This is a genomic window from Pseudoalteromonas sp. GB56 (genome assembly GCF_054923835.1).
In genome coordinates this window covers 2,830,546-2,849,758 of sequence record NZ_JBPCHK010000001.1, presented here as the reverse complement: position 1 = coordinate 2,849,758, position 19,213 = coordinate 2,830,546, and the positions used below count along the sequence as shown (strand labels likewise).

The following is a 19,213-nucleotide window of genomic DNA, read 5'->3' as shown; positions in this document are numbered from 1 at the left end:
ATTAAATAACGGCGAGCATTTAACTCGCCGTTTTTTGTGACTATAATCAAAACCTAAAGTCCCTCAAATAGGTTCGTGCTATGAATAAACTATTGTTGATTATCCTTTCTATCTTCTTACCGCCAGTTGCTGTGTTTTTGAAATCGGGCGCAGGTAAGGATTTAGTCATTAATATTATTTTGTGTTTCTTGTTCTTTATCCCAGCCGTTATTCACGCATTGTGGGTATCTACTCGCTAGAGAGTCAGTATCAGTTAAGTTAACGCCGCTTACTATTTACGAGCACCCTGTCTTGGTGTACTCGTGGGCAATTAATTTTGCTCATGAGTATGCTAAGCTTCCAAAAATTTTCAATTAGCCACGCATTAGCAACCTTATGGCGTCAAAAAAAGCACCAGTAAAAAAAACCAAAAGTAGTAAGAAGCCTACTTCAACATCTCCATCATTCATGAAGCGCGTTGCCAAGCGGTTGTTTTCGCTGTTTTGGAAAGTGTCGCTGGTAACCGTTATCTGTATCGCGTTGTACATGATTTACCTCGATGCCAAAGTGACAAGGCAGTTTGAGGGCAATAAGTGGCAACTGCCTGCGCAAGTGTATGCGCGAGCATTAACCTTTTACCCAGGTCAATACCTCTCAATGGATGAGGTTGAGTGGGAGCTTAAACGACTCAATTACACTCAAGTCACTAAGTTGACGCATACAGGGCAGTACGAGCAAAGCGCAACACGTTTACGTATTTACCGTCGCGCGTTTGAATTTGCCGATGGACAGGAAAATTCTCACATCATTGAGTTACGCTTTAATGGCAATAAACTCGCTACAGTCAAAAACAACATCGGTCAGCGCTTGGACAGTGCTCGTTTAGAGCCGGTGCAAATTGCTCGAATTGGCAATGATGAAACCCAAGACCGCGAATTTGTGCCCTTAGATAAATTTCCGAGCATTCTTAAAGAAACCTTGCTGGTGGTTGAAGATAGAAACTTCTATGACCACCACGGTGTATCTGTTTGGTCCATTATGCGTGCACTGTACGCTAATATCCGTGCTGGTCGCACGGTACAAGGTGGCAGTACGCTGACGCAGCAATTAGCGAAGAACTTCTACCTTACCCGTGAGCGCTCACTAACGCGAAAAATCAACGAAGCTTTGATAGCCCTAATTTTGGATTACCGTTATTCCAAAGATGCGATTTTAGAAGCTTACCTAAACGAGGTTTATTTAGGCCAGTCTTATACCAAAGGAGTCCATGGAATGGGCCTTGCGGCTGAGTTTTATTTCTCTAAACCGATTGATGAGCTGGAGTTCGACCAGATTGCGATGCTGGTTGCCCTTGTTAAAGGACCGTCGTATTACAATCCACGCCGTTATGAAGAGCGTGCACAAGAGCGTCGTGATCTGGTGCTACGTTTAATGGTAGAAGATGGGCTAATTACCACCCCTGAATACCGCGTAGCGCTGAAGCGTCCGCTTGATATCGCACCGATGCGACGTGATATCGACAAAACCTATCCAGGTTACTTAGAGCTGGTGAATCGTCAACTTAAAGAGTTGCTGACGGACAAAGAAACTTTGGATGCTGGGGTTCGCGTATTCACGTATCTAGACTTACAAAAGCAGGAGGCGATGGAGGAGTCCATTGCCCAATCTTTACCTTATCTAGAAAAGCGCCCTAACACTGAACAATTAGAAGCGGCAATGGTGTCGGTAAATCGTCAATTGGGGGGAGTGTCGGCACTGGTTGCGGGCCGAGATATGCGTTATTCAGGTTTTAACCGTGTGTTAGATACCAAACGTAATATTGGTTCTCTCGTAAAACCTGCGGTATACCTCAGTGCTTTGCAACTGAAGCAATACCACTTGGGTACGGTACTTAAAGATGAGCCTGTAGAAGTTAAAGATGAGCAAGGTAATGTATGGAGGCCTGACAACTTTGACCATGTGTTCCGTGGTGACTTACCTTTGTATCAAGCATTTAGTAATAGCATTAATATCCCAGCGGTTAACCTTGGTTTGGATATTGGCGTGGACAAAGTAGCCAACACACTTGAAGGCCTAGGCGTAGAAAGTCATATCAATCAGTATCCTTCATTACTCCTAGGAGCGCTTGAACTATCGAGTTATGAAATGGCACAAGCGTACACGACGCTCGCCAATGATGGCGCATATACACGCCTTACGAGTATTTCAGCATTAACTGACAATAGCGGTAAGTTGTTGTACCAGCATAAGCCTCAATGGCAGCAACGTTTCCCACAAGAAGCGGTGTACATGACTAAATATGGCATGAAGCGCGTAACCAAAGATGGCACTGGTAAACGATTGAATAAGCACTTCCCAACTATTCAATTGGCAGGGAAAACAGGCACAAGTAATAACTTGCGTGATAGTTGGTATGGTGGTTTTGATCAAAATACCGTAACCATTGCGTGGGTTGGGCGTGATGATAACCAAAGCACAGGTTTAACTGGGGCTGTGGGGGCGTTGGAGTTGTATATCCGTTATCTACGTCAGCTGAATCCGCAGTCGTTGGCGGATGAGCGTCCTGAGGGAGTTCGTTGGGCATTTATCAATGAACAAACTGGCCTACAGGCACCTCCTGGCTGTGGCAAGGTGATTCAATTGCCTATTCGCGCCAGTGAGTTTGACCCTCGTCCGCGTTGTGTGCGCTAATTTGCGCATTAACAAGATATAAAAAACCGCCAGAAGGCGGTTTTTTATTGCAGTAATAATCGCTTACAGCTTAGCGAACGCACGCTCTGCGGCTTTGACGGTTTGCGCAATGGCTTCATCATCATGTGCAGCACACACAAAGCCCGCTTCAAACGCTGAAGGAGCAAGGTAGACACCTTCTTCAAGCATCAGGTGGAAGAAACGCTTAAAGCGCTCTAGGTCACACTGCGTCGCTTGTTGGTAACTGGTTACCTTGTCAGCGTCCGTAAAGAAGAAACCGTACATGCCACCGGCATAGTTTGTCGTCAAAGGAATACCCGCTTTGTCAGCAGCAGCTTGGAAGCCTTCACAAATCGCTTTACTCTTGGCTTCAAGCTCGTCGTGTAGACCCGGTTGACACAATAGCTCTAGTGCCTTTAGGCCTGCAGCCATAGCGATTGGGTTGCCTGACAGTGTGCCTGCTTGGTAAACAGGGCCTACGGGCGCCACGAAATCCATGATCTCTTTTTTACCACCGAATGCGCCCACAGGCATACCACCACCGATCACTTTACCTAGGCAGGTTAAGTCTGGTGTGATGTTGTAATACGCTTGCGCTCCGCCTAATGCTACACGAAAGCCGGTCATTACTTCGTCGAAGATCAACACGCTCTTGTACTGATCACAAATGTCGCGCAGGCCTTCTAAGAAGCCTTCAACTGGTGGAATACAGTTCATGTTTCCGGCGACAGGCTCAATGATGATACACGCGATATCTTCTGGGTATTTTTCAAAGACTGCTTTTACTTCATCCAAGTTGTTGAATGATACTGTCAGTGTATGCTTAGCAAAATCTTCTGGGATCCCTGGAGAGTTTGGAACACCCAGTGTAAGCGCGCCTGAGCCTGCTTTTACAAGCAAAGAATCAGCGTGGCCGTGGTAACAACCCTCGAATTTTAAAATCTTATCGCGACCCGTGTAACCACGTGCTAAACGAATGGCACTCATGGTTGCTTCGGTACCCGAATTCACCATGCGCACAGAATCAATTGAAGGAACCAGTTCCTTCACTTTTTCTGCCATGTCGATTTCGGCTTCTGTCGGTGCGCCGTAGCTCAACCCGCGTTCCACTGCTTCATGCACAGCTTGTTTAATTTCAGGGTGGTTGTGACCTAGGATCATTGGACCCCATGAACCCACGTAGTCGATGTATTTATTGCCATCAGCGTCAAAGGTGTGAGCACCTTCGGCATGGGTGATGAACAATGGCGTACCGCCTACACCATTGAAAGCGCGAACTGGAGAGTTTACGCCACCTGGGATAGAGGCTTGGGCACGGTTAAATAAATCTTGGCTTTTGCTCATGTTGCTTCCTACTTGGGTTGGCAAATTAATCTTCACGTTTACGGCTGAACCATGGCACCGTTGTTTCATATTTTTCCACTTGGTTTTCTACACCAAGTGTTAATGCAAACAAGGCCATACGGATTAACACACCGTTTTGAACTTGGCGGAAGATAGCTAAATTGTCATTGCTGTTTAAATCATTATCTAGTTCATTGGCATCACTTCGGCTGTCGCGAGGTAGTGGATGCATCAATACTGAACTTGGCTTGCAGTGGGCGTTGTAAATCGCTTGGCTGATACGGAAGCCACCGCGATATTTGTTCGCTTCTTCTTGGCTTGGGAAACGTTCTTCTTGAATACGTGTCTGATACACGATATCCGCCGCCAAATTGCCTTCCATTTTATTTACTAACTCAATTTTGTGACCGGCATCACTGACGCTATCAAGGATGTATTGCGGCATTTGTAAACCGTCAGGCGCCACCATGCTAAAGCGCACATCTTTGTAATGGCACAGCAGTTTAGACAGTGAGTGTACGGTACGACCGTATTTTAAATCACCAACCAGAGCGATATGCATACCATCAATACTTTGGTTGAAACGTCCAAGCTCACGGTCAATGGTTAGTAAATCTAATAATGCTTGGGTTGGGTGTTCGTTGGGGCCATCACCACCGTTTAGAACAGGGACGCTACAGCCCGTTGCGAATTCGGCCACAGAGCCTGCATCTGGGTGGCGCATAGCCACTGCATCAGCGTAGGCTGAGATAACGCGTGCGGTATCGTAGAGTGATTCACCCTTTGCCAACGCTGAGCTTTGCATGCCCGTCGTTTCGCGAACAAGGCCACCAAGCAGATTAAAAGCAGTACCAAAGCTTACCCGAGTACGTGTACTGGGTTCAAAAAACAAGTTCGCAAGAATTGCGCCCTCGAGCACTTTAGTACGTTTTTGTTTTTTGGCATAAGGTTCCATCCGTTTTGCCACCGCAAATATATGCTCGATACTGTCTCTATTGAGCTGATTTACAGAGAGAATGTGTTCACCTTGAAAGCGTAGCATTGAGGTCGTCCCAAACGTTGAAGTAAATAATCGAATACTCACCTTAGGCCGCTCTACGTACATAGTAAACTGACCGGCCTAAGATAAAAAACGTCACTGCGTTTGGGAGCGCACTATAGCAGATTTTTGTACATTTTTTACAGCGCTGGTTTCAATACTGCTAAAAAGATTATTGCTAAGAGAATGAGGACGGGGAATTCGTTAAAAATACGATAAAAACGGTCCGAACGGGTGTTGCGGTCATGTTTGAAATCGGCTAGCAATTTAAAGCAGTATCCGTGGTAGATGTATAAAATGATGACCAGCACTAACTTATAGTGCAACCACATGCTGGCACGGAACCATTCACGGCCATATTCAACAATGGTGAGTGCGCCAAACACTGCGGTAAGCAAGGCAAATGGTGTCACGAAAAGCAATAAGCGACGTTCCATCACTTTTAACATCGCACTACAGGATTTTTCTTCATTCAAAGAGTGGTACACAAACAGACGCGGTAAATAGAAGATGCCCGCGAACCACGCGACCATAAAAAATAGGTGTAGGGCTTTGTAAACTAACACTAAGGTCATGCGATTTCCTTTTTATAGTAGGGCATTACGAATCGTTAGAATGTGATGGATTTGGTCCCAGCGCAGGATGCCGACGATTTCTTTAGGGTCGTGCATGTCGTACACATACACCGCGCCACTGCGCTTGTCTTTGAGAATATCGAACGCGTGAGACAGGGTCGATTGCGAGCTTACTCCATCGAGTTCAACATAGCGGATATCTATGTTCTCGTGCGACATCAAGGTCAAATCATATTCGGCAAGGCGGTAGCCGTTCTCATCATCGTAGACAATGAGTGGCGTTTGCCCATCAAGATTATCCAGCGATTCCTTGATAAGGTCTTTGTCGTCGGAATACAGCAACTTAAAGTTCTCATTCATTTCCGCCATAATCCCCACCTTTTGCAAGGCCTCTTTAGCGGGTGAGACCTGATAAGTCAGGTTTTGGAAATCTAATTGCTGTAAAAAAATCGAGCGATTACCGAATACCTGCAGTGCGGTCACGTAAGCGGTAACGATTACTAACATTGCTGGGACAATAATTTGTGGGCTAGAGGTGAGTTCCATTACTGCGGTCAGTGCTGCTAATGGCGCATGAAGCGTTGCTGCAAGCAACCCCGCCATCCCTAATACACCATATGTGCCGGCTACATCAGTACCGGGTGCAACGAGGTGAGCGAAGAATGACATCAAGGTGCCCATGACAACGCCCAAACCTATAACTGGACCTATGATCCCACCTGGTATACCTAAACCGATAGCAAATAGTGTTGCTAATAATTTTGCGATGAGAATGGTCAGTAGTAGCTGTACGTTATCTGGGGAATGCATGGCAATGGTGATTGCACTCATCCCAGAGCCCATAGCTTGTGGTACCAAGTAACCAATGCCGCCCGCTATTAACCCCGCTATCAGAAGTCGGGGTAGCATTGAAAGAGGTTTAAAGGTACGAATAATCAGCATCAAGTTTTTGTTAAACGCATAGGCAATAGCGCCCAATGTCATTCCGCAGATCACCAAATAAGGGTAATGCCAGAAGCTCAATGGGGTAACGCTGATAAGTGCAAGTTCTGAATCGGCGCCAAAAACAAACTGTGTTGCTAATGCCCCTGTGACAGCTGCAAGCATAATGGGCACAAAAATATGTACCTTGTATTCCCTGATCACCACTTCCATGACAAAAATGACCGCAGCAAGTGGGGTATTGAAGGATGCCGCGATACCCGCGGCGACGCCACAACCGCTTAGCGTCCGCATGGCGTTGTAAGGTAAGTGCAATTGGTTCGCGAGAATACTCGCGCCAGTAGCACCCATGTGTACAGAAGGACCTTCTCGACCCACAGAAAAGCCGCTAATAAGGGCAATAGCACCACCAAAAAATTGGTTAACCGTATTGTAAAACGGCATTTGCCCATAATGAATTTTCATGCGGTGGATAACAAAGGGTATCCCCAAACGATAATGCTTAAACCCAGTGAGGTATGCAAAGAAGGCAATCACCCCTGCAGCGCCAACCGGCAATAGGAAGCGCTGTAATTCTGACAAGGTAGTGAAGTCGTCAAAATCTTCCAAGAATAGATTTTGCGTCAGGATAATTGTAAGACGAAAGAGAATGATCAAGCCCGCAGCAATGAGTCCCGCAGCGATACCCAAAAGGCACAGCTGTACGGAAGTTTTTGGTTGAGCTAGGCGTCGTCTTAGCGCCCCTAGTTGCATACAGGTTTCCCTTATTAAAAGACAGGATTATTATTTTCGCGATTCTACCAAAGCTTACCTTATAAATCCTTGTTTAGCATCAGAGTTTATGAGGCGTTAGGCTATTCGTTCCTTTTTTGCACCAGCTTGTTTGGATTTCATACTGTCAGTAGAGTGTTCCGTGTTTGAAGCGGAGATGTGCGAGGGTAGGAATACAAATGCAGTCAATACTTGATTAACTTAGTCGGGTATTAGATAATTTGCGCCACAGTAGGTAGTGAGAGAATCAGTATGTCAGAGCAATTCCCAATTAAATTCAGTGATGCGGCTGCAGCGCGAGTTAAGCAATTAATTGAAGAGGAAGAGAATCCTTCATTAATGCTGCGTGTGTATGTCACCGGCGGTGGGTGTTCTGGTTTTCAATACGGTTTCACGTTTGCTGAAGAGGCCAATGCGGGTGATATGCAAATCGTCAAAAATGGCGTAACGCTTGTCGTTGACCCAATGAGTTTACAGTATTTAGTTGACGGCGAAGTTGACTACACAGAAGGGTTAGAAGGCTCACGCTTTTTTGTAAACAACCCCAATGCAACAACGACTTGTGGGTGTGGCGCTAGTTTCAGCGTATAATCACAGCTTAATCTCTACAAGAATGCCGCAGTTTGCGGCATTTTTTGTGTCTGATTTTTACAATTTACTATTCGTCACATAGATCATTAAAGTGAAAAAGCCGAGCACAAATACGGAAAAAATGAGTATATAAATAAACCCCTTACGGCCTTGCTTGATGGGGACATTATTGGTTTTTAGAAACCACCACCATCCCAAACACAAAACAACAGGCAGTAAAAACAGCAAGCGAAACATTATTTTCCTCATTAGCCGTGATTTCTTTTCATCTTAGCTTATAAGTAGCCGCCCCTAAAGAAAAAATAAATAGTCGATTTTGTATAAAAAATTATTTAGTATCGATTAGATGTGTCGCGTTTCAGGCTTACGAATTTAGTCGTAAACTTTTTCGCGCCGAAATTAGGTAAACTTTTGTACATAAGCTATACCTAAAATGGGACATGTGCTTTAATACCAAGCTGAATGAGACGGGCAAAACCTCATTCAATCATGTTCGAATCAGAAAACGTAAAACAAATTCATCTAGTAGGAGATGTAATTATGATGGGTAAAACTGTTTCTTCCGAGGAAAACGGAAGACTGACGAAGTGGCTTAAAGATAAACGCCACGAGAAAGGTCACACGATGCGTAGTTTGGCACAAGTACTGGGTACGCCTCACTCGTTCATCGGCAAAATTGAGAACCAAGAACGCCGCTTAGACGTGATCGAGTTTATCCGTTATTGTGAAGCGCTTGAAGTAGACCCGTATGAAGGTCTAGCTTTACTTAAGTAAAGTGCGCTCACCCAAGAGCCCAGGGAGGGCTCTTAGGCTTTTACCCCACCTGATTTCCCCGATGGAATTGCTCTTCTAGCTCATATAGACGTTTTCGAATTACAAATAGAAATATCAATGATGGGATCACCATGACTGCTGTCAGGATGAAAAACATCGACCAATCGCCATGTAACCAATCGTCCACTATAACGCCACTGTAACCAGACAGTAATGTACGTCCTAAATTCCCCAACGACGCTAACAAGGCGTAATGCGTGGCACTGAATGCGCGATCACACAGCATAGATATAAAGGCAACCATAGCCACCAAAGACCACGCTTGAGTAAACCCATCTAAAATGATGGCCATCGCATACAATGATAACTTAGGGCCAGCCACTGCAATCCAAGAGAACATGAGGTTTGACGCCGCCATAGCTACACCACTTATAAACAGGCCTTTGACGATGCCAAATCGGCTGTTAAACAGGCTGCCTAAGAACGCAAACACGATAGTCAAGACCGCTGTGCCGAGCTTGGAGAACGTGGCAATGTCAGAGTTACTAAACCCTACTTCCTTATAAAACACGATCGACATGCGGGCAAGAAATGCCTCACCAATTTTAAATAAGAAGATGAAGGCCAAAAGCGCCAACGCAGTTTTTACGCCATTGCGGGCAAAGAAGCTGCGCAAAGGTTCAAAGACCGTGACGGCCAACCACGCGATAATTTTGCTTAAAAATCCAGGAAGGGAGGACGCATTGCGTGCTAATTGGGTTTGGTACTGCTGTTCGAGCTGCGCGTGAACATGCTCTCGGTTTGACACAGGCTCGCTGGCAAAAAACACGTAAGCGATAAGTAAAGCAACGACAACCGCTAAAAACAGATATACATCAGGCCAAGCAATACCTGGAATATCCGCTGCGTAGAAGGGCAGTGCACCGAGTAACGCGTAGCCTGTCCACCATCCACTGGTTGCCATTGCTGCGGCAGCGCTTATTTTCTGAGTTTCATTTTCAGCAAGTATGTCAATTCGGTAGGCGTCGATAGCGATATCTTGCGTGGCTGAGGCGATGGCGATAACGAGTGCTAAGATGGCGACGACTGCAAGGCTTTGTTCATTGATATCTACAAAGGCCATACTTAATGTGGCGACGAAGACTATACATAAGCAGCAGAAAATCCAGCTCTTGCGTTGTCCTAGCCAGTCGGTCAGTAGTGGGATGCGCACTCGGTCGACAAGGGGTGACCATAAAAAATTGATGGAGTAGGCACCAAATACCATACCAAATAAGCCGATCATAGAGCGACTCAGTCCTTCATCCTTGAGCCAAGCACTCATCACCGAGCCTATTAGCACCCAAGGAAAACCACTGCTGATTCCAAAAATAAACACCGTGACGAGACGACGGTCGCGAAAATGCTGGAAGTATTCAGCGAGGGTAGTGTGGGTGTTGGCCATGCGCTTTCTTATTATTGTGAGCAAAAAAGGGGCGTATTTAGCCCCTGAAACGGTTATAAAGGCGTTTCTTCAAGCACCTTTATATCAAAAATGATGACTGCTTGCTTAGGAACATAAGAGTAACCAATCTTTTCTTGGAAATCGGTTTCTACTTGCATGATTTTATCAAGCGTATCAAACCCTTCAACTACTGAGCCAAACACCGCAAAACCCCAATCGCTGCCCGGGTTTAAATGGTCATTATTGTCCATGTTAAAGAAAAACTGGCGTGTCGCTGAGTGAGGTTTTCTATCTTGGTAGGCCATAGCAATGGTATACATATCATTTCGTAAGCCACTGCCACTTTCATTGAAAATAGGGTCATTTTCATACAAGCCGTCATAATCTTTGTCATAACCACCGCCTTGGATTACGAAGTCGCGGTCATTTTCTTCATCACGTTCAACGCGGTGGAACACAGAGCCTTTGTAACTGCCGTCTTTTACGTAAGTCAGGAAGTTGTTCACGGTAATGGGCGCACGCGAGCGATCCATTTCAACCACGATTTTCCCCATGCTAGTTGCAAATTCAACGCGTGGAAAAAGGTTGTTCTTTTGGACAAACTCACCAGGAACTGCACTGTAGGCAAGGGGGGTGAGGAGAATAAGTGCACTGAGTAAAAATGTAGTGAGTCGAGAAATCATGATGCTCCCTGTTTCATGTAATTGTTTAGCTCAGGGTCGTTCATGATACGAGCGACCAGTTGCTCAATTAGTTTATTAAGTTGTGCTTCTACCTTGGCTTGATCATAGCCAAAGGGAGCGCGGAACTGACTCTGTCCATTATACATTTTATTAAATTGGCTACCATTGCGCTCTACAAACACTTGCAGTGCAATTTGTGCTTCACTCATGTGATCGACTGTATTTTGCATGACTGAGGCATTGAGGCTGTGAATTGACACTTGAAAATGCGAAGTGGCCATCGCATTTACTTGAGCGCCGTTCGCTTTTAGTGCTTGCTCAAACACCTTATAAATTTTGTTGTCTAGGTTTTGAGTTGGCATGAGAAAACGATTGTCACCATGGGCAATGGAAATCGTTGCCGCTTTGGCTCGTTGGTCCACAATCTGCAATGTTACTGCTTGATTATATTGCGTCAACTGCCCACTTTGGTATTGGGGATCAAGGATAGCTTGAGAAGATCGGTTAGTACATCCTGTAACTAACGTAGTCATTGCTAGTACAACGAATAAAAACAAACGCATAAATTACTTTGTCCTATTATTTTTTAGCGCTTAGAACAACAAACTTCTTGTTTGAACCGAGTAGTTTGCTGCTACTGAATAAACGCTTTAATTTCTCATGGTAATCAAGATGACGATTACCAACAATACGGAGTTCTCCACCAGGTCGCAAAATACGCTTTGCATCATTGAACATCTGCCAAGCGATATGGTCTGTTACCGCATTTTGTTGATGGAATGGCGGGTTGCACAATATGAGATCAGCGCTGTTTGGTGCAAAGTCAGTCAAACAGTCATTGTGTTTAAATTGGCACCGTGCCAAATCATCTACCATGTTTTCTTCTACGCTTTGCTTTGCAGAAGCCACCGCCATTGCAGACTCATCGACAAAGGTTACCTGAGCTTGAGGGCACTTTGCCAATACTTGTAGACCAATGACACCATTGCCACATCCCAAATCGATAATATGCACCGCTTTTTTAGAAGCAGGTAAATAGTTACTGAAAAAACGTGCGCCAATATCTAGCGAATCACGTGAAAATACATTGGCATGATTTACCATAGTAAAGTCGCTGCCCTCTAGCTGCCATCTCTTTGGGAAAGGGCTTTGTTGCGGTTTGTTTTTTACATTGGCGGTAATAATTCGGGACTTTTTCTGCGCCAGAGTTGTTGTTGCAGGGCCGATATAACGCTCGACCAAATTAATGGTTGAGGTGTGGATGGCTTTAGTTTTTCCAGCCAACACAAACGGTGTACCAGCGGCTTGAGTTTGTGATATCAGAGCCAGTTGATGTTGCAAATAGCCACTGTTTTTGGGCACTTTGCCAATCACTAAATCATAATCACTGGCCCAGCTTTGCAAACTTGATAACGGATTCAAATTTGTGTGATTCAAGTCATTTTCAGCCAAATTATGCTGCCATGCCTGCATTGCAATATACGAGTCTGTAACTGAATCACACGTTAACTCATTGAAAGCACAAGCCAGTGCACCAAAATCGTCGTTCAAAATTAAGATGCGCTTAGCATCGGGATAATGCTCCTGAACGTACTCAACTAGGTACTCGTCTGATGAATCCCACGCCTGTAGACTGCGAGTTTTTTGTTGGAGAGGAAAGCGGTGTAAAGTATAGGTTTTACCGCCGAGTTGAGCAGATGTTATCATGAGCATTAATGTTTAACTGACAATAGCGTTAGTTTATCACGATGGGCACTCACACCTCCAACGCAAACAGCACAGAATTGCCTAGTCATCTCAGTCGTGACATGTTCAGCTATCAATCAGATGCACTCAATGCCCTCAAAGCCCAGCGTTTATTTTGCCATTTGCGTGACACGCTGGTGTGGCAACAACCCACTATCAAAGTCTTTGGCAAGTGGCATAGTATCCCCAGATTACAGGTGTATATGGGAGACTCGGACAGCGCCTATACATACTCAGGGCAACTTTTCACCCCAGTACCTTGGCTTAAACCTATCGACGATATGCGTAAGCGATTATGTCAGTCGCTGGGCACAGAATTTAACGCCGTGCTCATCAATTATTATCGCCATGGGTTAGATTGTATGGGCTGGCATGCTGATGATGAAGCTGAATTGGGGGCGCAACCTACTATTGCCTCTGTGTCACTGGGTGCATTGCGTAAATTTAAACTCAAAGAAAAAAGCTCAGGGGTGGTCACTGATTTGGCTTTAGCATCAGGCAGCTTGTTGGTAATGAAAGGACAAAGCCAAAAACTGTATGAACATTCTTTGCCTAAGCAGCGCCGTGTTTCTCAAGGGCGCATTAATTTAACGTTTCGCCACATTCAGTCGACTTTGTTATAGTAGCGTTCATCTCCTGACAAGGCGCATATATCTATGTCAATGCAATCTCAGATTGAAGAAAAGCTAACAGCGGGAATTGCCTGCAAGCACTTACGTGTTGAAAATGAAAGCCACATGCATGCTCGTGGCCAAGACTCTCATTTCAAAGTCGTTGTAGTGAGTGAACAGTTTGATGGTCAACGCTTGTTGCAGCGTCATCGCACAATCAATGCAATTCTGGCTGACGAGTTAAGAGATCACATTCATGCTCTTGCTATTCATGCATACACGCCAAACGAGTTTGCAGATAAACAGGGGCAAGCTCCGCAATCGCCAAGTTGTTTAGGTGGTTCAAAATTAGATAACTAACCCGAATAGGGAAAAATAAAGCACGGCGCCTGAGTCATCAGACCTGTGTAGAGATGAATAATCGCTACACTAGCGCTAATTTTTCGGTAACGAATGGAATTTTATCATGGTTATTAAGCCTAAAATCCGTGGATTTATCTGCACTAACGCACACCCTGCAGGCTGTGCAGCACACGTACAACAACAAATAGAATATGTAAAAAGCCAAGGCGATTTGGGTCAAGGTCCAAAGAATGTCTTGGTCATTGGCTCTTCAACGGGCTACGGCTTAGCATCACGTATCGTGTCTGCGTTCGGTCATGGCGCAAAAACACTGGGTGTATTTTTCGAAAAGCCGGGTTCTGAAAAGAAAACAGCATCTGCGGGCTGGTACAACACAGCTGCATTTCAACAAGCTGCTGACGAAGCTGGTATTTGGGCTAAGAACATTAATGGTGATGCGTTCTCTGATGAAATCAAAGCGCAAACTATTGATATGATTAAAAATGAATTAGGTCAAGTTGATTTAATCATTTATTCATTGGCGTCGCCTCGTCGTACTGATCCAAAAACAGGTGAAACTTACTCGTCTACACTAAAACCAATTGGCGATAGTGTAACGACGAAGAACCTCAATACCTCAAAGCGCATCATTGATGAAGTGAGCGTTGAAGCAGCAAGCGAAGAAGAAATTGCTAACACTGTGAAAGTAATGGGCGGTGAAGACTGGCAGCTTTGGATTGATGCACTAAACGACGCGGGTGTATTGGCTGATAACTTTAAAACGACAGCTTATACCTACATCGGCAAAGAGCTTACTTGGCCAATCTACGGTCACGCGACTATCGGTAAAGCGAAAGAAGATTTAGACCGTGCAGTGCAAGAAATTAAAGCGTCGACGGCTGCGTTATCTGGCGAAGCGTATGTTAGCTCGTTGAACGCAGTAGTAACACAAGCAAGCTCGGCGATTCCAATTATGCCTTTGTATATTTCAGCGCTTTTCAAAGTGATGAAAGCAGACGGTACATACGAAGGAACGATTGAGCAAATCACTGCATTATTCAAAGAAAATCTGTACGGTGAGACGCCTCGCTTTGATGACGGTGGTCACCTGTTCCAAAACTACAAAGAGCTTGAAGACGACGTACAACAACGCGTACAAACGATTTGGGACACAGTGGATACCGACACTATCGATGAGCTAACAGACTATGTGGGTTACCACAAAGAGTTCTTACACCTGTTTGGTTTTGATTTAGAAGGTGTTGATTACGAAGCGGATGTCAATCCAGACGTGCAAATCAACAACCTCGTGTAAAATTGACACGTAAATTCAAAAAGCCAGTCCGTCGACTGGCTTTTTTGTAGCTGTGCTTTTATAAGTCAAAGTGATTCAATGACGCGAAATTAAGACTTTGGTCTATATTGAAGTTTATTCATTCAGGATGACCATTGAACACTGGATAATTTTTACTTTTTAACTCGCATAGTCACCGTGATTGATGTTAAAATTCGGCAGATATGTGACAAGTTCGCTGCGTTGCTTAGTTCACTATTCGAAATAGGTGCTCTTTTATACCGTTTGTATTAATTAGGTTGGTTGTTATTTGCTCATTGTCGGGGCTGTTCATCCGAACAATTTGCTTTACGCCATAATTAGTGCGGTGAGTCGCCGATTCGGCAGATGCTAAGCAGCGTGGTCGGTAAGATTTTAAGTTTCTTTCCTTTAATGTAATGCAAGTGCGTATGATCAACATAAAAAAAGGTCTGGATCTACCGATAGAGGGCGCACCTCAGCAAGTTATTCATGACGGTCAACCTGTCAAACGAGTAGCTGTGCTAGGTGAAGAATACATCGGCATGCGTCCAACCATGCGAGTTCGTGTGGATGACCAAGTCAAAAAAGGCCAAGTTCTTTTTGAAGATAAAAAGAATCCTGGCGTTATCTACACTGCACCGGCCGCCGGGGTAGTTAAAGAAATCAATCGTGGTGCAAAACGTGTACTGCAATCAGTTGTTATTGAAGTAAATGGCACTGAGCAAGAAACGTTTGCAAAGTTCGACCAAGGCCAATTGGCAAGTCTCGATCGCGAAACAGTGATCGACCAGCTTGTTAAGTCAGGTCAGTGGACTGCACTTCGTACTCGTCCTTTCAGCAAAGTTCCTGCAATCGATGCTCAGCCTAGCTCAGTATTCGTCACTGCAATGGACACGAATCCTCTAGCAGCTGACCCTGCTGTTGTGATCGCAGAAAATGCTGACGCTTTTGAAGCGGGTTTGGCTGTGGTTTCACGCCTAACTGAAGGTAAAGTGTACGTGTGTAAGAAAGCGGGCGCGCAGGTACCTAGCTCATCAGTGGCTTCTGTTGAAGTTCATGAGTTTGGTGGCAAGCACCCAGCTGGTCTAGTCGGTACTCACATTCATCACTTAGACCCAGTATCTGCTGCTAAGCAGGTTTGGCACCTAGGTTACCAAGATGTGATTGCTTACGGTCAACTTTTTCTAAATGGCGAAATTTACACTGATCGTGTGATTTCTTTAGCCGGTCCTCGCGTTAAAAACCCACGTCTAATCAAGACGCACATGGGCGCAGCTCTGGACGATTTAGTGGCTGGTGAACTTGAAGACGGTGACAACCGTATCATTTCAGGCTCAGTACTAAGCGGTACCACAGCAACAGGTCCTCACGCGTTCCTTGGTCGTTACCACACGCAAGTGTCGGTACTGCTTGAAGGCCGTGAAAAAGAGCTATTCGGTTGGATTGCCCCAGGTAGTGACAAGTTCTCAGTAACGCGTACCTTCCTAGGACATTTAGCACCGAGTCGCCTATTTAGCATGACTACCTCTACCGGTGGTTCTAAGCGCGCGATGGTACCAATCGGTAACTACGAGCGTGTAATGCCGCTAGATATTCTGCCAACGCTACTATTACGTGACTTAATCGCACGTGATGTAGACAGCGCAATTACGCTTGGCGCATTGGAGCTAGACGAAGAAGATTTAGCGTTGTGTACCTTCGTTTGTCCAGGTAAATACGAGTACGGTTCAATCCTTCGTGACTGCCTGACAACAATCGAGAAGGAAGGCTAAAATGGGCTTGAAGAAATTTTTAGAAGATATCGAACCGCATTTTGAACCTGGCGGTAAACATGAAAAATGGTATGCACTGTACGAAGCAGCAGCAACAATTTTCTACACACCAGGTTACGTGAACAAAGGCGGTACTCACGTTCGCGATAACATCGACCTAAAACGTATTATGATTTTAGTGTGGATGGCGACGTTCCCTGCCATGTTCTTTGGTATGTTTAACATCGGTCACCAAGCAGCTGACGCAATTGCGAACGGCTTTGCAGTGGCTGATTCTTGGCAAGTAGGTCTATTCCAACTGTTCGGTGGTGAGTTAACTGCTGACTCAGGTTGGGGTGCGAAGATGTTTTATGGTGCCTGTTTCTTCCTACCAATTTACGCAGTCACGTTTGCTGTGGGTGGTTTCTGGGAAGTACTATTTGCATCAGTGCGTAAGCACGAAGTAAACGAAGGTTTCTTCGTAACATCTGTACTATTCGCACTAATCCTGCCAGCTACTATTCCTCTTTGGCAAGTAGCCCTAGGTATTACCTTTGGTGTCGTTATTGCGAAAGAAGTGTTTGGTGGTACAGGCCGTAACTTCCTTAACCCAGCGTTAGCTGGCCGTGCTTTCCTGTTCTTCGCATACCCTGCGCAGATTTCAGGTGACACAGTGTGGACAGCGGTTGACGGTTTCTCTGGTGCTACTTACCTAGGCCAAGCGGCTACAGGTGCACTAGATTTCGCTAACATGGATCTTTGGTTGAATGCATTCTACGGCTTCATTCAAGGCTCTGTAGGTGAAACGTCTACGCTCGCTATCGCTATCGGTGGTTTATTCCTAATTTATGTTCGTATTGCTTCGTGGCGCATCGTGCTAGGTACTTTCCTAGGTATGGTGGTAACTGCAATGCTACTTAACTTTATCGGTTCTGAAACTAACCCTGCTTTCAACATGCCTTGGCACTGGCACCTAGTACTTGGTGGCTTCGCATTCGGTATGTTCTTTATGGCAACCGACCCAGTTTCAGCGTCATTCACTGATAAAGGTAAATGGGCGTACGGTGCGTTAATCGGTTTCATGGTGGTAATGATCCGCGTAGTGAACCCTGCGTACCCAGAAGGCATGATGCTAGCAATCCTATTTGCTAACTTATTTGCTCCGCTATTCGACCATTTCGTAGCGCAGTCAAACATCAAGAGGAGATTGGCACGTGGCTAGTAAAAACGAATCAATCGGCAAAACACTTGGTGTAGTTGTAGCATTGTGTTTGGTGTGTGCGGTTATCGTATCGTTTGCATCAGTACAATTACGTCCACTACAGCAAGAAAACAAGCTTAAAGATATTCAAAGCAATATCCTAGCCGCAGCTGGTTTCGAAGGTGTAACAAACGTACAAACAACGTTTGACGAGAACATCGAAACTATCGTTGTAAACGTTGAAGACGGTCAACAAGTGCAGTTCGATTCAGAGCAAGCTCGTGTAGATTGGATCAAAGCGTATGATTTTGAGAAAAGTAAGTTCGATGCTGCGATGAGTATCAAACTAACTAAAGCTCAAGATAAAGCAGGTATCCAACGTCGTACAACTGAGGCGCCTGTATACATCAGCCGCGCTGAAGACGGTTCTGTGAAATCAATCATCCTGCCTATTCAAGGTTACGGCCTTTGGGGTGTTATGTACGGTTTCCTAGCACTAGAAAACGACGGTGAGACTGTTAAAAATATCATCTTCTACAAGCACAATGAAACTCCAGGTCTTGGTGGCGAAATTCAAAACCCAACTTGGACGGCTCAGTGGCAAGGTAAAGAGCTTCCTGTAAATCTAGTGAAAAACGGCGCGAAGAACGACAACCAAGTTGACGGTCTATCTGGCGCAACGTTAACGTCAAACGGTGTTGATAACACGGTTGACTACTGGACAGGTGATAACGGCTTTGGTCCTTTCCTTGCGAAAGTACGTGAAGGAGCGTTGAAATAATGGCTGATACTAAAGAAATGAAGTCGGTTCTATTTGGACCAGTCTTCGCTAATAACCCAATCGCCCTACAAGTACTTGGTATTTGTTCTGCGCTGGCGGTTACTTCAAGCTTGAAAAATGCGTTGATCATGTCAATCGCATTGACTCTAGTAACAGCGTTCTCAAGCTTATTTATCTCATTGATTCGTAACCAGAATCCCATCAAGCGTTCGTATCATCGTACAGATGACAATCATCGCTTCGTTGGTAATCGTAGTTGACCAGGTTCTACAAGCATTCTCTTATGCTACTGCAAAAGAGCTTTCTGTATTCGTTGGTCTAATCATTACTAACTGTATCGTAATGGGTCGTGCTGAAGCATACGCAATGAAGTCACCACCAGTGATGTCATTCCTTGACGGTATTGGTAACGGTCTAGGCTACTCAGTAGTGCTTCTGACTGTTGGTTTCATCCGTGAGCTATTCGGTAAAGGTTCACTATTCGATGTGGAAATCATTCCACTGGTGCAAAACGGTGGCTGGTACCAGCCTATGGGTCTATTGATCCTTCCACCAAGTGCATTCTTCATCATCGGTCTATTCATTTGGGTACTTCGTACTTACAAGAAAGACCAAGTAGAAGCGAAATAAGGG

At 45.1% G+C, this 19,213-nt stretch carries 19 protein-coding genes and 1 pseudogene; 11 read left to right on the top strand and 9 right to left on the bottom strand.

Translation table 11 applies throughout. From position 1 onward, the window contains the following. Nucleotides 1-80 precede the first annotated feature (80 nt). Nucleotides 81-239, top strand: coding sequence for a YqaE/Pmp3 family membrane protein (locus ACH19P_RS13250; protein WP_462159008.1), 159 nt, complete (start codon nt 81-83; stop codon nt 237-239). 136 nt (nt 240-375) lie between these two features. Then, nucleotides 376-2,670, top strand: coding sequence for a penicillin-binding protein 1B (gene mrcB / locus ACH19P_RS13245; protein ID WP_462159007.1), 2,295 nt, complete (start codon nt 376-378; stop codon nt 2,668-2,670). 63 nt (nt 2,671-2,733) lie between these two features. Here mrcB and hemL read toward each other — a convergent pair whose 3' ends face one another. The 4 genes from hemL to ACH19P_RS13225 form a co-directional block, all read right to left on the bottom strand. Further along, on the bottom strand, nt 2,734-4,014 hold the full coding sequence (gene hemL / locus ACH19P_RS13240) for a glutamate-1-semialdehyde 2,1-aminomutase (protein WP_462159005.1): 1,281 nt from the start codon (nt 4,012-4,014) through the stop codon (nt 2,734-2,736). 25 nt (nt 4,015-4,039) lie between these two features. Then, nucleotides 4,040-5,056, bottom strand: coding sequence for an aspartate carbamoyltransferase (locus ACH19P_RS13235; RefSeq protein WP_462159004.1), 1,017 nt, complete (start codon nt 5,054-5,056; stop codon nt 4,040-4,042). Between the two features lie 137 nt (nt 5,057-5,193). Beyond that, complete coding sequence (locus tag ACH19P_RS13230; protein WP_462159003.1) at nt 5,194-5,628, bottom strand: CopD family protein; 435 nt, start codon at nt 5,626-5,628, stop codon at nt 5,194-5,196. A 12-nt stretch (nt 5,629-5,640) separates the two neighbouring features. After that, a complete protein-coding gene (locus ACH19P_RS13225) occupies nt 5,641-7,323 on the bottom strand; it encodes a chloride channel protein (RefSeq protein WP_462159002.1) in 1,683 nt (560 codons plus the stop codon). A gap of 270 nt (nt 7,324-7,593) precedes the next feature. On the opposite strand from ACH19P_RS13225, the gene erpA reads away from it, so the two are divergent. Beyond that, nucleotides 7,594-7,932: an iron-sulfur cluster insertion protein ErpA gene (gene erpA / locus ACH19P_RS13220; RefSeq protein ID WP_347390629.1), complete on the top strand. Its 339-nt coding sequence runs from the start codon at nt 7,594-7,596 to the stop codon at nt 7,930-7,932. Between the two features lie 57 nt (nt 7,933-7,989). Here erpA and ACH19P_RS13215 read toward each other — a convergent pair whose 3' ends face one another. Beyond that, nucleotides 7,990-8,169 carry a hypothetical protein gene (locus ACH19P_RS13215; RefSeq protein ID WP_462159000.1) on the bottom strand — a complete coding sequence of 60 codons (180 nt, stop codon included), beginning with the start codon at nt 8,167-8,169 and terminating at the stop codon, nt 7,990-7,992. 303 nt (nt 8,170-8,472) lie between these two features. Between ACH19P_RS13215 and ACH19P_RS13210 the strand changes: the two genes are divergently transcribed. After that, nucleotides 8,473-8,706 carry a helix-turn-helix domain-containing protein gene (locus ACH19P_RS13210; protein ID WP_347390631.1) on the top strand — a complete coding sequence of 78 codons (234 nt, stop codon included), beginning with the start codon at nt 8,473-8,475 and terminating at the stop codon, nt 8,704-8,706. Between the two features lie 40 nt (nt 8,707-8,746). Here the strand turns inward: ACH19P_RS13210 and ACH19P_RS13205 are convergent, their stop codons facing one another. The 4 genes from ACH19P_RS13205 to ACH19P_RS13190 are packed head-to-tail and all read right to left on the bottom strand — an operon-like array spanning nt 8,747 to nt 12,540. Continuing rightward, the gene (locus tag ACH19P_RS13205) at nt 8,747-10,150 is read right to left on the bottom strand and encodes an AmpG family muropeptide MFS transporter (protein ID WP_462158999.1); all 1,404 of its coding nucleotides are present in this window, start codon (nt 10,148-10,150) and stop codon (nt 8,747-8,749) included. A 53-nt stretch (nt 10,151-10,203) separates the two neighbouring features. Then, nucleotides 10,204-10,830 (bottom strand): peptidylprolyl isomerase, encoded by a 627-nt coding sequence (locus ACH19P_RS13200; protein ID WP_462159358.1) that lies wholly within the window; start codon nt 10,828-10,830, stop codon nt 10,204-10,206. Next, complete coding sequence (locus tag ACH19P_RS13195) at nt 10,830-11,396, bottom strand: YajG family lipoprotein (RefSeq protein WP_462158998.1); 567 nt, start codon at nt 11,394-11,396, stop codon at nt 10,830-10,832. Before ACH19P_RS13195 ends, ACH19P_RS13200 begins: the two co-directional genes overlap by 1 nt. 16 nt (nt 11,397-11,412) lie before the next feature. Then, a complete protein-coding gene (locus ACH19P_RS13190; RefSeq protein ID WP_462158996.1) occupies nt 11,413-12,540 on the bottom strand; it encodes a methyltransferase in 1,128 nt (375 codons plus the stop codon). 41 nt (nt 12,541-12,581) lie between these two features. On the opposite strand from ACH19P_RS13190, the gene ACH19P_RS13185 reads away from it, so the two are divergent. The 7 genes and pseudogenes from ACH19P_RS13185 to ACH19P_RS13155 all read left to right on the top strand — a co-directional run bounded on the left by ACH19P_RS13185 (nt 12,582) and on the right by ACH19P_RS13155 (nt 19,210). After that, the gene (locus ACH19P_RS13185; protein WP_462158995.1) at nt 12,582-13,202 is read left to right on the top strand and encodes an alpha-ketoglutarate-dependent dioxygenase AlkB family protein; all 621 of its coding nucleotides are present in this window, start codon (nt 12,582-12,584) and stop codon (nt 13,200-13,202) included. Between the two features lie 33 nt (nt 13,203-13,235). Beyond that, nucleotides 13,236-13,550, top strand: a complete 315-nt coding sequence (locus ACH19P_RS13180; RefSeq protein WP_462158994.1) for a BolA family protein — start codon at nt 13,236-13,238, stop codon at nt 13,548-13,550. Nucleotides 13,551-13,656: 106 nt separating this feature from the next. Beyond that, nucleotides 13,657-14,847 carry an enoyl-ACP reductase FabV gene (gene fabV / locus ACH19P_RS13175; RefSeq protein WP_462158993.1) on the top strand — a complete coding sequence of 397 codons (1,191 nt, stop codon included), beginning with the start codon at nt 13,657-13,659 and terminating at the stop codon, nt 14,845-14,847. Nucleotides 14,848-15,275: 428 nt separating this feature from the next. Then, nucleotides 15,276-16,619, top strand: coding sequence for a Na(+)-translocating NADH-quinone reductase subunit A (locus ACH19P_RS13170; protein ID WP_462158992.1), 1,344 nt, complete (start codon nt 15,276-15,278; stop codon nt 16,617-16,619). 1 nt (nt 16,620) lies between these two features. Further along, the gene (locus tag ACH19P_RS13165) at nt 16,621-17,820 is read left to right on the top strand and encodes an NADH:ubiquinone reductase (Na(+)-transporting) subunit B (RefSeq protein ID WP_462158991.1); all 1,200 of its coding nucleotides are present in this window, start codon (nt 16,621-16,623) and stop codon (nt 17,818-17,820) included. Beyond that, on the top strand, nt 17,813-18,580 hold the full coding sequence (locus ACH19P_RS13160; RefSeq protein WP_462158990.1) for a Na(+)-translocating NADH-quinone reductase subunit C: 768 nt from the start codon (nt 17,813-17,815) through the stop codon (nt 18,578-18,580). The genes ACH19P_RS13165 and ACH19P_RS13160 overlap by 8 nt, the downstream gene beginning before the upstream one ends. Continuing rightward, nucleotides 18,580-19,210 (top strand): annotated as a pseudogene (locus ACH19P_RS13155) (NADH:ubiquinone reductase (Na(+)-transporting) subunit D). Before ACH19P_RS13160 ends, ACH19P_RS13155 begins: the two are co-directional and overlap by 1 nt. Nucleotides 19,211-19,213: the final 3 nt, after the last annotated feature.